We start from the raw sequence: 13,243 nt of genomic DNA, 5'->3' as shown, positions 1-13,243 counted from the left end.
TCGAGCCGCACCGGGTCATGCGGCGGGCTCCAGCGGCTCGCCGGAGAAGGTTTCGATCAGGGCGGATGCGAGGACTTCGGCCATGGCGGGCGGGACGGCGTTGCCGTAGCCGCGGACCTGTGCGCGTTTGACCTTGCTGGACATCTTGTAGCCGGGCGGGAAGCCCATCCCGGCGCCGATCTCGTGCGGTTCGAGCATCCGGAAGGTGCATTTGTCGACCGGCGGGCCCTCGCCGCCGAGCAGGGCGTAGCGGTCCTTGGTGGTCAGCGTCCCGATCGGCTGGTCGGTGCGGTGGGTGCCGCCGTTGCCGTAGTAGGACATCAGCAGCGCCAGCTCCCGACCTTCGGCGGGCGGGCCGACCAGGCCGTGGTGGTTGCCTCCGGCGGACACGGTCGGGATCGGCCCGTCGATCGGGTAGGCCGTTTTGGCGGAGCCGCCGTTGCGCTGGATGGAGATGAACGGCGGCACCACGACCGCGGTCTCTCGGCGGCAGGTCTGTGACCGCATCGGCCGGTCGACGGTGATCGCGGTCCCCACCCCGGCCCGTGCCGCGCACGAGACGAGCAGCGGCGGGCACACCAGGCCGTCGGTTTCCCGGGTGGTCCTGGTGGGCATCGGTTCGTCGACCGAGGTGGCGTGCTGGCGCCAGGTGCCTCCGGCCGGGGCCAGCAGCGCGCCCATGTGCCGCTCCAGCCCGGCTTCGATCCGCGCCATGGTCTTCGGCGTGAGCGGGTCCGGCCGGCCGCGGTCGTCGACCCGTTCCCCGATCCGCTGCCCCGGGTCCAGGCTCCAGTCGATGATGGACGACGCGGCCTGTACCTCCGGCTCCACGATCTGGTTGCGGCACTTGCGGTGCGGGCACTTGTAGACGTACTGGCCGTTGCGGATGCCGTAGACGCCCATCACATCCGTGGGCTTCTTGAACACCTGCATCGCGTCCACGATCTCGTCACAGCCTGAGCAGTAGGCCTTGGGTCGCAGCCACTTGTCCCAGTCCGGGACGCGTCCGAGGCTCTTGTGGCAGTAGCCGAGGAAGAACCTGTTCCGTGACTGCGCGACCTTCCCCAGCGTCGGGCCGGTGACGTGCATGGCGTTGAGCGCGATCACCCAGGTCCGGTAGCCCTCGGCTTCGATCTCGCGGCGCCAGCGTTTGAACTCCGACCACTTCACGACCTGGACCACGTTCTCCACGACGCCCCCGAGTACGGGTTTGCCGCGCCGGTTCATCGCGCGCAGGTAGCGCGGGATCTCCTCCATCAGCGCGCGGGCCCGCGCCACCGAGGGGTCGAGCGCCTTCGGCCCGGTCTTGGGGTCGAACAGGACACCTTGCAGGTTCTGGTCGAAGTCCCGTTTCACCCCGCGCGCGTCCGTCCACGGCGGACACGCCGGTGAGCCCCAGAAGAAGTCCACGCGCGGGAACCCGCCGATGTCGGCCTTGGCGATGTCGCCGCGGTAGTGGTCCATCCCCGGGTGGTTCAGCCCGTGGGTGGCGATGGCGATCGGGTCGTGGTTCGCCGCGAGGATGCCCTCGGTGCCGGGGACGGCGAGCACGCCGGTGGTGTCGCCGCCGAACCCGGCGAACTCGTGATACGTCGTGTACATCAGCTCTCCTCGGGTCGGTGCTGGCGGGTGTGCAGGTAGGGAGGCAGGGCCAGGAACCGGAGTTCGTGCCAGCCCTCGCGGTGCAGGTGCGGGACCGCGGTGGCGATGTCGTGGTGCATCCGCCAGACGACGTGGTCGGCGACGCGTCGGGCGTATCCGCAGTCCGGGCAGGGTGTGGCGTCCCGGGATCCGTTGCGGGCCAGCACGGTCAGCAGCGGCGGCAGGATCACCAGCCCGACCGTGTGGGCCCGGTATTCCTGGGCGAGGTCGAGCAGTTCGGTCCGGAACTGCGGCAGGTAGCTGGTCGCGTCCCAGAGGACCGTGCCTCCGGCGGCCAGCACCCAGTGGGTGGTAGCGATTCCGGCGTCGAACGCGGCGTCGTTGACCGCTTGGTCGGCCGAACAGCCGCACGGCGACAGCGCGGCACGGATCCCGTCCAGCGACACCACTTCCGCCCCCGGCGGGGCGTGTCGTGTGCGCCAGGTGGTTTTCCCGGCCCCGGCTGGGCCGATCATGGCGATCAGGGTCGGTGTCATGCGGCGAGCTCCCATCCGATGCTGTGGTGGTGGGTGGATAGGGCGGCGTGCTCGGCGGCGTCGAGGGTGGGTTCGCCGTGCAGGAACTCGTGCAGATAGGAGTCGGTGTCGAGTCCGGCGCTGTAGAGGCAGGCTTCGCAGGTGCGGTGTGCTTTGGGGAGTTCGGCGTAGCCGGTCTCCCGGCATTCGCGGCAGGTGCGGCGGGCGGCCATCGCCTTCGCCAGTGCCGCTCGCCGGCCGGGGGTCATCGGCCGGACGGGCTTGGCCTGGTCGATGAGGTAGAGGTTGGCGAAGACGGTCTTCCCGGCCTTGCGGCACCGGAAGTACAGGAACGCCACCGGGTCCTGACCACCCGGCCGCTTCCCGATGGCCCGGAGCTGGCGGCGGGTGGCGAGCAGGTGGCGGGGCGCGGTGTTGTGCGACAGCAACGGTTTCCCGTAGAGGCGGCCGCGGGTGTATTCCAGATCGGGCGACCACGGCACCGCCGCGAGCACCCAGGGGTATTGGCGTGCCATCGCTGTCCTCCCGGGCAGCACGGGGAGGGCCCGCGCAGCCGATGCTGCGCGGGCCCTCACAACGGGGATTCCGGGCTACTTGCTGGCGGCGATGCGTTCGCGGACCACGCTGTGGAGCGTGGCCTTGGTGACCGAGGTGGTGACGTTGTTGACGGTGATCGCGACCATGTCGCCGACGCCCTTGAGGCGCGGGTCGGCGTAGTCACGCGCTGCGGTCCACGCGTCTTCGGCGGTGGGCTTGCGACCGGTCTTGGCGAAGGTGTTGCCCTTGACGGACCAGGCGACGTTGGTGTTCGGCATGGCGGGTTTCCTTCCGGTGCGGTGATTCCGGCCGCCGGTCGACGGCCGGGGTGTGTGGGTTGGTGGTGCGGGTGCCGTGGTGAGCTGGCGGGAGGCTCAGGAGGAGAACACGGTCAGCGAGGCGCCGACCCAGCAGAGAGGACTACTTGCTGTCCTTGACCTTGGCGGCGATTTCCCGGGCGAGAGTGTTCTTGGTGACGGAGATGGTGTCGCCGTTGACGGTGATCGCAGCCGAGTCGATGCTGCTCTTGAGCTGTCCGGCGGCGCGCTTGCCCGCGACGGTCCAGGCCTCGGCGGCGGTGCGCTTGAAGCCGCCGTGCACGGTCTCGTTGCCCTTGACGGTCCACTCGAAACGGTCGTTCGACATGAGGGTGTTTCCTTCCGGTGCGGTGATTCCGGCCGCCGGTCGACGGCCGGGCGTGTGTGGGTTGGTGGTGCGGTCGGCCTGGGGTCAGGCCGCTTTCCGGTTGACGCGGCGCGGGTTGCGGCTCCCGGCGCGCAGGCTGGTGTCGATGACCCCGAAGTCCTTGGCCAGCGATTCGGGGGTGTTCCACGCGGTGACCGCGGCCTGGAGTTCGGCGCGGGCGTGGGCGAGGTCGAGCAGTTCGGCGCCCACGAGCTGACCGAGGGCGTAGGCGGCGGTCGAGAGCGCCTTGTTCCGCTGCCCTGACGGGGCCGCACGGACACGGTCGGTCTCGCCCGCCACCGCGCGGGCCACGTAGGCGGTCGGCGCCGCTACGGGCTTCTCCTTGCCCGCTGAGGCGGCCGTGGAGAGGGTTTTGAGCGAGGCCTGGACTAACCACCCCGGAAGTTCCGGCGGGTCGGTGTCGTCGAACAGCTCGTAGGCCCCGTCCTGGCGCACCGAGCCCGGGGCGAGCGCGTAGCCACCCCAGCCTCGGGTGTCCACGTGGGGCGCGATGTGCTTGACCGTGCAGGGAAGGCGGCACCCGGGTGGTGTCGCGTACCAGAGCTGGCGGCCGCCGGTCGGGGTCGTGGTCGTCCACGTGTCCGGCAACGGCCCGCCCCGGTCGGCGGCCAGCGTCTGGAGTTCGTCCCAGCCGTCGGGCCCGGCCGGCTCCGCCGGTTTCCGGACGTCGCAGTCGACGACGTGCAGCCCGGACTTCCCGGGATAGACCGCGACGTTGTACGGCTCGCGCGACCAGACCCGTTCGATCACCTCGGGGTCGGTGGTGGCCAGGGTTTCCGGGACCACGTGCCCGGCGCCGCACGGCCCGCGTCCCGGACAGCGTTCCTCGCGATGCCAGGCGGGCGGCCACTTCCGGCCCGGCATGACCGGGAATACGAACCATCCTCTGCCAGCCATGCTCAGCGCGATGTCGAGGAGCGTCCGCCGTTGGGCGTCGTGCATCGGTCAGTCTCCTTTCGCCAGAACACATCCCGTTCCCACGCGGGGCAGTCGTGCAGGTGCACCCCGAACCGCCGGGCGAGCGCGTCGAGCACGTCGTCGACCCGCATTCCCGGGCGGCGCATGCCGGTGGCGCGCAGGAACGCGGTGACCGGTAAGCCGGTGGCGGAGGCGTAGAACTCGCGGTTGTTCCACGCCTCCGCCACCACTCGCCCGCACCGCAGCGCGGCATCGGGACCGGTCTCGTGCCGACTGGTCAGCCACGCCGCGATGTCGGCGGCGCGGTACTTCCCGGGCTCGCTCATGACCGGTGCTCACCAGGGGCCCCGGGTCAGAACGGCGGTTCATCGGAGAAACCGCCCCCGCCCCCAGCGGGCGCGGCCGGTGCCGTCTCCCACGCGCCCGCGCCGGTCCCGCTGCCCTGCCCGGTGGAGCGTTCGGCGCGGATCGCCTTGGCGGGGTGGAACTTCGTCGACACCGCGGCTTCGGTGATCTGCACGTCGAAGCCGTAGCGTTTCTCGCCGGTGGTCTTGTCGTTCCATTCGGACTGCCTGAGCTCGCCGGTGATCAGCAGCCGGTCGCCCTTGTGGCAGTGGTCGGCGATGTTCTCGCCCTGGCGCCGCCACGCGGTGCAGCGCAGGAACGTCGCCCCCGCGTCCTCCCACTCGCCGGTCTGTTTGTTCAGGCGGCGGTCGTTGGCGACCAGGGTGAACGAGCACACCCCGGCCCCGGCCGGGGTGAACCGCATCTCCGGTTCGGCCACCAGGGTCCCGGCCATCGTGATCTCGGGAAGTCCAGCCATGACAGGTTTCTCCTTCGGGTAGACGCACACGCGCCCCGGCCAGCAGCGGCCGGGGCGCGAGCGATGGCCGCCTCTTTCGGGTGACGTTTTTGCATGGCGGCACCGAAAGGGCGTTTTGGTGGATGACCGGGTCAAGGGCCCCCGGTCGGGAAAGGGCAGGGTGATCGCGTGCGAACACCGGGCCGGTCACGGTGGCAGTCGTTGACCGGCCCGGTGGCGGTCACCGGTGACGTAGGGCGTAGGTGCGGTTCTGGTCCCGGTCGGTGACGACGAACCGGCGCTGGCGCAACCGGGCGGCGGTACCGGTGGCGGCGGGCACGATCGGCTCGCCACCGACGATCAGGACACCGGGTTCGTCGTAGACCCGCACTTGGTCGTCGAGGTGCCGCGCGCACATCAGGTGCACCTCGGACACGTACACCCCGGTGGCGCCGTAGAAGCCGAGCAGGGCACGGACTTCCGCCGCGTCGTGCACCGCGGCCTGCTTGCCGTAGCCCTCGCGCAAGCCGAGCATCACCGTGACCGGCAGGCTCGGATCCCCGCTTTCCAGGACGCGCCAGCCGTGGTTGTCCTTGAGTGAGGCGGCGATCGCGGTGTAGTCGCCGATGCCCGGTGCGCCGTCGGAGACGCTCGGATCGCGGATGAGCGTGAACCGCGGCGTCCCGTCGACGGGCTGGTGGATGGCGGCGGTGATCGCCACCCGCGTGGTGCAGGCGGCCACCAGCAGCCGGACGGCGTCGACCCGGCGGGTTCCGGCGGGCGGCACCAGCAGCGGCTGATACACCCCGGCAGTCGCCGCGACTTCCTCGTAGAGGCCGTGCATGGCCGGTTTCCCGTTCGTCACAGGGCCTCCAGGTGCGCGAGCCAGTAGGCGATCGAGGGACACGCGAACCCGCACTCGCAGCCATGGGCGGCCGTCCAGGTTTGGTGACCCGGCAGGGCATTCGGGGCCCCGGCGCTGATCGCCGCGCCGACGACCGGATGACCCCGGCGCGCTTCCCCGACGTGCGACTCGCCGAACCAGCACGAGCAGACCGCGGCGACCTCCTCCCCGTTCGCGTCGTAGGTCGTCATCAGGTGAACACTCGACATCGGCGGAACTTCCTTTCAGCAGCGGCGGAGCACGGCGGCGGTCGCGTCGCGCTCGGCCTGGTCGACGGTCATCCGGTAGCGGGTTTTCGTGTCGACCCAGCGGGCGAGGTAGCCGCACTTGTCCTTGGCGGGCAGCCATTTCGCGGGGTCGGAGTCGCCTTTGGACCGGTTCGACTTCGCGGTGACCGCGACCAGCACGGCCGGGTCGTTGGCGTAGCGCTGGCGGTCGGCGCGGGACCAGCCACGGGTGCCGGAGCGGGCGGCTTCGGCGAGCGGGACGACGTGGTCGACGTCGAGGGTTTTCGCGTCGGTGACGGTGATCCCGTCATAGGGCGAGACCCACCGGCCGCCGGTGACCTTGCAGCCGGGGCCGGTCGTCACCCCGCTGCCCTGGATGGTGAGGACGTGTTCGCGGGTGTCGCAGGCGCCGGAGACGGTCTCCCAGTGCGGCCAATCGGTCCGCCGGTAGACGTTGCCGGTGTCCTCGACGGCGACCCGCAACCGTGCCAGCTGAGCCTGGACGGCGGCGGCGTCGATCCGCGCGGTGCCGTGGTCGGCGGCGGCCGGCGTCGGCTTCGCGGTCGACGGGGTTCTCGAGTCGCGGCATCCGGCCGGGGTCGACGCCACCGCGGCGGCGACGGCGAGCACGCCGATCGTGCGGGCGATCACGCCGCCACCGCCGTCCGGCGCGCGGCGACCCGGTCTTGTTCGGTGACCCAGGCGTCGTCGATGTCAGCCTCGCGCCAGATCATCACCGGGAACGCGCCGTCCTCGCCGGGCGCGGCGCGGCGCATCGCCGGGTCGCCTTGGCGGAGGGGGTGGGTGTAGGCGAACCACACCAGCCGGAACCGTCCCGCGTCGGCCCGCGTCGGCATCGGAATCCACAGGTCCAGGGCGGCCGCCTCGACGGCGTCCCGGGCGACGTCGGGCCGGGTGAACCCGACCGCGAACACGTCGTGGTTGTGCAGGATCACGGTGGGGCGGCGGACTCCGAGGCAGGCGAACGCGTCGGTGTCGGTCAGGTCGGGCATGGGCAGGAACATGAAGAACCTCCTTGCGGTGATGGGGTTCCGCCGGACCGGCGGGGCGTCGAGCGCCTGCCGCCGGTCCGGCGAACGTGTGGTGAAGGGGCGGGAACGGTCCCGATCGGGGACAGCCGGGTCAGATCGAGATCCGGCTGTCGCGGACCAGGACCGGGGCCTGCCGCTGGATCTGCGACCAGCGGCGGGCGACTCGATCACGGGCGAGGGACCGGGCCTTGCCCTCCGACAGAGCGGGCTTGAGTTCCTTGGCGAAGTTCTTGAAGAGCTTGATGTCGTGCGCGGCGTGCCCACGGCTGGCGGGCTTGAGGTGGTGCGCGCGTCGCCATCGGTCTTCGGCCTCGAAACCGGCCCAGCAGCCGATCGCGTAGTCCCTGATGGCCTGCTGATCCCAGTCCGCTTCCCGGAGCTTGGCCAGGCTGACCCAGCCTTCATCGCCCAGGAACCGGATCTCGGTGACCGTGAATCCGGCGTCTTTCCAGACCCACGCGTGACCGAGCTCATGCACCGCGGTCGCCAGCTGTTCCGGATCTCGCGGATCGCGGGCAGGACTGAACAACCCCATGACGAAACCTCTCTCGTGGTCAGGTGAAGTGGCCGGGCGACAGGCGCCCGGAGTCGGCGAGCTTGCGGGACAGGCGATCGATCCGGCCCCACTGCTGGGCGACCAGGGACCGGGCGCGGGATTCCAGCCGGGACGGCGACACCGACGCGTTCCGTTTCGCGCGCCGGAACAGCGCCAGGTCCGAGTCGGAGCAGCCGCGCGACCAGCGCAGCGCCTCCCCGCGCCACAGCCCGCGATGCTTCTGGGCCCAGCGGGCCCCGGCCTCCAGCCCGGCCAGCAGCGTCACCAGTTCCCCGTCGACCTGGTCCTGGTCGGCGGGGTCGGCTTCGACGTGCGTGACGTAGCCACGGTCGGGGAACAGCCGCACCGCGATCACTCGCAACCCGGCGGCTTGGCAGGCGACGGCGTGCCCGACCTCGTGCGCGGCCAGCGCCAGCAGCGCCGCTTCCTCCGGGCTGTATCTGGGCATGACGAGACCCCCCAATCCGTGACGGTGTGTAATATCCGTGGTGGCGAGCGGCCAGTGGATCGCCAGTGGACGGCCCAGTGGATCGGCTCAGGGGCAGTGGATCCCCACTTGGGCGCCCACTTGGCGGGTCCACTGGGTGTGATCAGCGAGGATGTTGCGGCAGTGGACCAGTGGATTCAGTGGGAAACCCGCCCCAGACGGTCGTCTGGGGCGGGTTTCGACGTGGAAGTGACGTCCACTCACTGCCTAGCGGGCGGCCGCCACGTTGCGCACGCTGTGTGACTGAACCCAGTGGTAGCCGTCGCGCAGTTTGACCTCCACACCGAGGTTGTCGAGCTGGGCGCGCAGGCCGGAACCGGTGAGCCGTTTGCCGTAGGGCTGGTAGCCGGGTCCGGCGAGTTTGCGCAGCCGGACGACCAGGTCGGTGTCCTTCGCGCGGTCCTCGTCGGCCTCGAACACGGCGATCAGGTCGTCGAGCAGGTCCCGCTCGGCCGGGGTGACGGCCCGGTGCGCGATCCCCGCCCGGAACTGTTTTGCCCGGTCAGCGATGGTGTGGCTCTGTTCGGTGTTGATGAACTGGGTGCGGACCGTGGTGTGGGTGGCGCCGTTGGGCAGGTCCATCGACTCGCCCGGTGCGAGGACGACGGTGCCGCGGTCGAGCCCGGCGCGCAGGGCGTGCGGGGCCGCGCCGGTGTCGACGGCGGCTTCACCGAGGGCCATCTTCGCGATGGACTCGGTGCCGACGAACAAGGATGCCCTGATCATGGCGCCTTCTCGCACGATCGCGGGGAAGTTCGCGTTCGTCGGGTTCTGCGAGAACTGCATCAGGTGGACGTTGACCGCGCGGCCCTGGTCGTGCAGGGCTTGTGCGGCCCGCGCGGCGCGGGATTTCTTGCCGTTGCCGCCGATGTCGCCGCCGTCGGGGTGCTCGACGGTGCAGCCGTAGAGCTTCTGCACCTCGTCCACCACGATGAACAGCGGCTCGAAACCGCTCCCGGGCTGGGAATCTGCCCGGCCAACGTCGCCCTTGCGGCCCATGGCCCGCCACCGCTCGTAGCGGTTCTGCATCTCGGCTTCGCCGCCTTCGAGCATGTCGCAGGTGGCGATGAAGTTCTCCGCCCCGGCGCCCTCGATGAGCTCTTCGGCGAGGCCCTCGAACATGGACCAGTCGCCGAACCCCTTCAAGTCGGCCAGCCGGATCCGGGTGGACGGGTCCAGCGCGATCCACAGCAGCAGGGCCCGCGCGGCGGCGGTCTTGCCCTGCTTGGACAGGCCGGCCAGCAGGAGGTGCTGCTGGAGCAGGTTCAGCTCCACCGGGTCGCCCTTGACGTCCACGCCCCACGGCATCCGGTCGCGGTAGATGTCCACCGGCCCGAAATCCGGGTCCAGCATGGGCGAGTCCGGCAGTTTCCGGTCCAGCGCCCCGGAATTCGCCACCCATAGGGTGATCTGCCGTTCGGAGTCCGCGCTGCGCTCGAAGTGCAGCTCGTGGGCCTTGCGGTCCAGGTTCCCGGCCAGGGTTTCGCGCAGGTTCATCACCTGTGTGCCGGTGACCTGCGGCGGAAGGGTGATCTCGACCTGCGCGCCCGGTCCGTAGCGGGTGATCGGTCCGAGCATCCGCGCGCCGTAGTCCGGATCGGCCTTGATCGCGTCTCGCAGGGCCTTGATGCCCAGGTCACGCAGGGCGGCCACCATGATCGACGGCGTCAGGTTCACCATCTCCGTCTTCGGCGCGGGCGGGGCGAACCAGCCCGGCGCCTCGGTGCGGGTCCGGCCCAGGTTCCACAGGTAGGTCACCACCCCGGCAGTGCCTCCGACCAGCAGAAACACCCCGTAGGTGATGGTGAACCACACCAGGAACGCGATCGCGTCGACGACCGCTTCGATCGGCCCGAGGACGCTGCCCTTGCCCGCGACCGCCAGGATCACACCCAGCGCCAGCAGCAGCAGCGCCGCGGCCGCGACCGTGATCCCGGCGGCTTTCGCCAGCTCCCACGGGGATTTCACCCAGTCCATGGCCCGGTCGTGGCGACGCTGCTTCTCCGCCACGTCCCGGGCTTCCCACTCCAGCAACCGGTCATGGTTGCCGTCCATTTCGGCCTGGCGCATCATCCGCTCATACCGGGTGGCGCCGTGAGTGTCCTGCCACCGCCGGATCACCACGCCCGCACCCGCGACCGGGTAGGCCAGGGCGTTGCGGCAGGCGAACTTGAACGTCCGCACCGTCCGGTCGTGGGTGACCGCCGTCTTCGTGGTGCGGGCGAGCCACGCGGCCTGTTTGCGGTACTCGGCGTAGCGCCACTCGCGCTGTGCTTTCGGGTCGGTCAGCAGCCGGTACTCATGCTCGGTGATGATGCGTCCCTCGACCACCTGAGGCGCGGACTCGCCGTCGGTCGAGTCGGTGGACTCGTGCTGGTCGGGGCGGGTGCGCAGCGGGTGCACCGTCGCGAGCTCGCCGACGGGCGCGGCGGACTCCCGCGCGGACTCGGAGCCGGTCTCGACGACGGTGTCGGGCGTGGACTCGGGGGTGTCGTTGTGGTCGGTGGGGTTCATCGCGAAGGTCCCTTTCGGTGCGGACTCGTGCAGCACCGGGCAGGGCCGGACCGCGCACCGGGAAAGGTGGGGTCAGGCCCTGCCCGGTGACGTGCGGGAGGGTGGGTTAGGCATCACCGCCGGACGGGCGGTTGAGGTACTCGTCACGCAGCTGGTTGGCGTACTTCTTCGCGCACTTGAGGGTGCGCATGATCGACGCGCCGTTGGCCGGGTCGAACCCGTCCGGGCGCGCCTTGAGCGCCTTCTCGAACTCGGCGCGCAGTTGCGTGATGTCCCGGCGCTTGGGTTCCGGGATCGTCGACCGCGCCGACCGCTTCGCCGGAGCGGTCCGCCGGGCCGGGGCGGCCCGGACGGCGGCCGGCCTTTCCGTCGCCTGTTCAGTGGCCGTCACCGCGGTCGCGGCGGCGGTGTCCGATCCGGAGTCCGGGTCGGTGGCCGGTGGGTCGTCGAGGTCGAGGGCCAGGCCGCGGAACGCGGCCAGCAGGCGGGGCAGCGCGCGGACCACGGCCATCGCGACGATGGGACCGAGGATGTGCAGCACCAGCGACGACACCGTGAACTCGGCGGCGATGCCGGGCAGGTGCGGCCAGGCGTTCATCCCGAGGGTGAGGGACAGGAACACCCATTCCGCGCGGTCGAGGCCCTTGTCGACCACCTCGTGGCCGCGGGTGGCGAGGTAGGCCTTGCCACCGACGACCATCAGCAGCGCCAGGGAGCAGAACGGTTCGACCAGCCACGCGAACCACCACTGCGGAGACCACTTCGCCGCGCCTTCGGCGGCGAACACCTGGACACCGGCGGTCGACCAGGCCAGCGCGAGCACCAGCGACACCAGCGCCAGCCTGGTGACCAGCTTGACCATCCGCGCGTCGCGGTAGGCCAGCACCCGAGGGTCGCGGTCCAGCCGCCACAGCCGCGCGGCCTCCACGACCGCCTTGCGGCGGGCGCGGACCTTGTCGGAGGTGACCTCGAACGGCGCGTCGTCGTGCTCCAGCGTCAGCAACTGGTGCGCCTCGGCGTGTTCGGCGATCCGCCGCTGCACCCGCCGCGTCCGGACGGGCCGACGAACCGGCCCCGCCACCTCGGAGGTGGCGGGGCCGCTGTCGGGGACCTCGTCCGGCGCGGGCGGACCCGGCGGCGGGGCCGTCTCAGCGGGTTGGGCGGCGACGTCGGCCAGGTGCTTCTCCAGCGCGGCGAGCCCGGCGGAGAACTCCCGGTCGCCGTTGTCCCCGCCGTCGAGGTGGTCGAGGTTCGTCGTGGTCATCGGTGCGCCTCCTTCCGCTCAGGGCTCCCGGTCGCTGCGATCTGGTCGCCGTCGCCAGTGGACTGCTGCTCGTGTTCGGCCGGGGCGGTGGTCAGCGCGGGCGCCCCGGTGGTGGTGATGGAGGTGCGGGCGGTGCGGGTCGTGCGCCGCAACCGCAGCTCGCTGGCCACCCACGCCGCGGTGCCCGGGACCGCGAGCAGGCACAGCCACGGCGACCAGACCGCCCCGCCGATCAGCGGAGCACCGACGCCGGCCAGCTCCCCGGCATGGGTCGCCGCCCACGCCACCGCTTTCTCCTGCCTGGTCTGGGCCGGACGTTCCAGCTCAGCCATCGCGCCACCTCCTTTCCTCCGCCGGGAAGATCACGCCGCGGCGTGCCTTCGACCGGAACTTCGCCCACCGGCAGGTGTTCCACACCAGGTACAGCACGACCGCGCGGACCGGCCAGGCCAGCCAGTACCCGTCCAGCACCAGCAGATCGATACCCAGCAGCGCGGCCGCGACGATGATGTTGCGCCGGATCGCGTAGCCCGAGTCGGCCAGCGCCGTCGCCCGCCACGCCTCCACATAGGACAGATAACGGTTACGTCCGAACACGTGTGCGCTCCCAGCTCCCCGCCGCCGTCGTGGTGGCGGGGTCGTAGTAGTGGTTGATCGGCCCGCGCGGCGGGGTGGTGATCTGGCGTGTGGTGTAGCCGTCCAGCTCGCCGATCACCCCGGCCAGCACCCGGACCAGCAGTATCAGCGGAATCCGGACCATGTGCAGGAGCAGGAACAGCGCGAACGCCGCGAACACCTTGCACAACACCCAGGTTCCGTTGCGCTCCAGCAACATCCGCAACAGCCCCGCCGCCGTGTTCAGCGCGACAGCGTCCGGTGTGGACGGTCCAGCGCTCCCCGGCGTCATGACGGCTTCACCCCCGCCACCGTGTTCCATGCCGCCGCCGTGTCAGAGTCCCGGTCGCCGGACAACGCGGTCGCGGCTGCGAGCGCCAGCGTTGCGTGCGCCTGCGCGAGCCCGTTGATCCTGGCGACGTCGGTCGGGTGGAGACGTCGGGTGTCGTCGCTCTGCACGACGTTCAGCAGGCGTTCGGCTTCGCGGTAGTGAGCAGGTCCGTTCATGGTCAGCACTCCTCGGA

The 13,243-nt window shown here is 70.9% G+C and carries 20 protein-coding genes; all 20 read right to left on the bottom strand.

The features are described 5' to 3' along the window. Window positions 1–15: 15 nt before the first annotated feature. Window positions 16–1,602 carry a DNA cytosine methyltransferase gene (locus ACIRGA_RS13130; RefSeq protein WP_400940207.1) on the bottom strand — a complete coding sequence of 529 codons (1,587 nt, stop codon included), beginning with the start codon at window positions 1,600–1,602 and terminating at the stop codon, window positions 16–18. Then, on the bottom strand, window positions 1,602–2,138 hold the full coding sequence (locus ACIRGA_RS13125) for an AAA family ATPase (RefSeq protein WP_400940204.1): 537 nt from the start codon (window positions 2,136–2,138) through the stop codon (window positions 1,602–1,604). The genes ACIRGA_RS13130 and ACIRGA_RS13125 overlap by 1 nt, the downstream gene beginning before the upstream one ends. Further along, entirely contained in the window at window positions 2,135–2,653 is a 519-nt protein-coding gene (locus tag ACIRGA_RS13120; protein WP_400940201.1) for an RRQRL motif-containing zinc-binding protein, read from the bottom strand. The genes ACIRGA_RS13125 and ACIRGA_RS13120 overlap by 4 nt, the downstream gene beginning before the upstream one ends. 75 nt (window positions 2,654–2,728) lie before the next feature. Beyond that, a complete protein-coding gene (locus ACIRGA_RS13115) occupies window positions 2,729–2,953 on the bottom strand; it encodes a hypothetical protein (protein ID WP_400940198.1) in 225 nt (74 codons plus the stop codon). A gap of 142 nt (window positions 2,954–3,095) precedes the next feature. After that, a complete protein-coding gene (locus tag ACIRGA_RS13110; protein ID WP_400940195.1) occupies window positions 3,096–3,320 on the bottom strand; it encodes a hypothetical protein in 225 nt (74 codons plus the stop codon). 84 nt (window positions 3,321–3,404) lie between these two features. After that, window positions 3,405–4,322, bottom strand: coding sequence for a bifunctional DNA primase/polymerase (locus ACIRGA_RS13105; protein ID WP_400940193.1), 918 nt, complete (start codon window positions 4,320–4,322; stop codon window positions 3,405–3,407). Next, on the bottom strand, window positions 4,280–4,624 hold the full coding sequence (locus ACIRGA_RS13100; protein WP_400940192.1) for a hypothetical protein: 345 nt from the start codon (window positions 4,622–4,624) through the stop codon (window positions 4,280–4,282). The genes ACIRGA_RS13105 and ACIRGA_RS13100 overlap by 43 nt, the downstream gene beginning before the upstream one ends. 26 nt (window positions 4,625–4,650) lie before the next feature. After that, window positions 4,651–5,121, bottom strand: a complete 471-nt coding sequence (ssb, locus tag ACIRGA_RS13095; RefSeq protein WP_400940190.1) for a single-stranded DNA-binding protein — start codon at window positions 5,119–5,121, stop codon at window positions 4,651–4,653. Window positions 5,122–5,341: 220 nt separating this feature from the next. Then, complete coding sequence (locus ACIRGA_RS13090) at window positions 5,342–5,965, bottom strand: hypothetical protein (RefSeq protein WP_400940188.1); 624 nt, start codon at window positions 5,963–5,965, stop codon at window positions 5,342–5,344. Next, window positions 5,962–6,195: a hypothetical protein gene (locus ACIRGA_RS13085; protein ID WP_400940186.1), complete on the bottom strand. Its 234-nt coding sequence runs from the start codon at window positions 6,193–6,195 to the stop codon at window positions 5,962–5,964. The genes ACIRGA_RS13090 and ACIRGA_RS13085 overlap by 4 nt, the downstream gene beginning before the upstream one ends. Window positions 6,196–6,228: 33 nt before the next feature. Beyond that, a complete protein-coding gene (locus ACIRGA_RS13080) occupies window positions 6,229–6,882 on the bottom strand; it encodes an HNH endonuclease family protein (RefSeq protein WP_400940183.1) in 654 nt (217 codons plus the stop codon). Continuing rightward, window positions 6,879–7,256 (bottom strand): hypothetical protein, encoded by a 378-nt coding sequence (locus ACIRGA_RS13075; protein ID WP_400940181.1) that lies wholly within the window; start codon window positions 7,254–7,256, stop codon window positions 6,879–6,881. The genes ACIRGA_RS13080 and ACIRGA_RS13075 overlap by 4 nt, the downstream gene beginning before the upstream one ends. A 118-nt stretch (window positions 7,257–7,374) precedes the next feature. Next, complete coding sequence (locus ACIRGA_RS13070; RefSeq protein WP_400940179.1) at window positions 7,375–7,818, bottom strand: hypothetical protein; 444 nt, start codon at window positions 7,816–7,818, stop codon at window positions 7,375–7,377. Window positions 7,819–7,837: 19 nt separating this feature from the next. Further along, window positions 7,838–8,287, bottom strand: a complete 450-nt coding sequence (locus ACIRGA_RS13065) for a hypothetical protein (protein ID WP_400940176.1) — start codon at window positions 8,285–8,287, stop codon at window positions 7,838–7,840. A gap of 246 nt (window positions 8,288–8,533) precedes the next feature. Continuing rightward, entirely contained in the window at window positions 8,534–10,840 is a 2,307-nt protein-coding gene (locus ACIRGA_RS13060) for a DUF308 domain-containing protein (RefSeq protein WP_400940173.1), read from the bottom strand. Window positions 10,841–10,946: 106 nt separating this feature from the next. After that, complete coding sequence (locus ACIRGA_RS13055; protein ID WP_400940171.1) at window positions 10,947–12,104, bottom strand: conjugal transfer protein TraI; 1,158 nt, start codon at window positions 12,102–12,104, stop codon at window positions 10,947–10,949. Beyond that, the gene (locus ACIRGA_RS13050) at window positions 12,101–12,436 is read right to left on the bottom strand and encodes a conjugal transfer protein TraH (protein WP_400940169.1); all 336 of its coding nucleotides are present in this window, start codon (window positions 12,434–12,436) and stop codon (window positions 12,101–12,103) included. The genes ACIRGA_RS13055 and ACIRGA_RS13050 overlap by 4 nt, the downstream gene beginning before the upstream one ends. Beyond that, window positions 12,429–12,701 carry a hypothetical protein gene (locus ACIRGA_RS13045; protein ID WP_400940166.1) on the bottom strand — a complete coding sequence of 91 codons (273 nt, stop codon included), beginning with the start codon at window positions 12,699–12,701 and terminating at the stop codon, window positions 12,429–12,431. Before ACIRGA_RS13045 ends, ACIRGA_RS13050 begins: the two co-directional genes overlap by 8 nt. After that, complete coding sequence (locus ACIRGA_RS13040; protein WP_400940164.1) at window positions 12,688–13,011, bottom strand: hypothetical protein; 324 nt, start codon at window positions 13,009–13,011, stop codon at window positions 12,688–12,690. Before ACIRGA_RS13040 ends, ACIRGA_RS13045 begins: the two co-directional genes overlap by 14 nt. Continuing rightward, window positions 13,008–13,226 (bottom strand): hypothetical protein, encoded by a 219-nt coding sequence (locus ACIRGA_RS13035; protein WP_400940162.1) that lies wholly within the window; start codon window positions 13,224–13,226, stop codon window positions 13,008–13,010. The genes ACIRGA_RS13040 and ACIRGA_RS13035 overlap by 4 nt, the downstream gene beginning before the upstream one ends. Between the last annotated feature and the right edge of the window lie 17 nt (window positions 13,227–13,243).

The organism is Amycolatopsis sp. NPDC102389, from assembly GCF_044765885.1.
In the GTDB taxonomy this organism is placed as follows: domain Bacteria; phylum Actinomycetota; class Actinomycetes; order Mycobacteriales; family Pseudonocardiaceae; genus Amycolatopsis.
The sequence above is the reverse complement of the archived record's forward strand: the minus strand, read 5'-3'. Positions and strand labels throughout refer to the sequence as shown.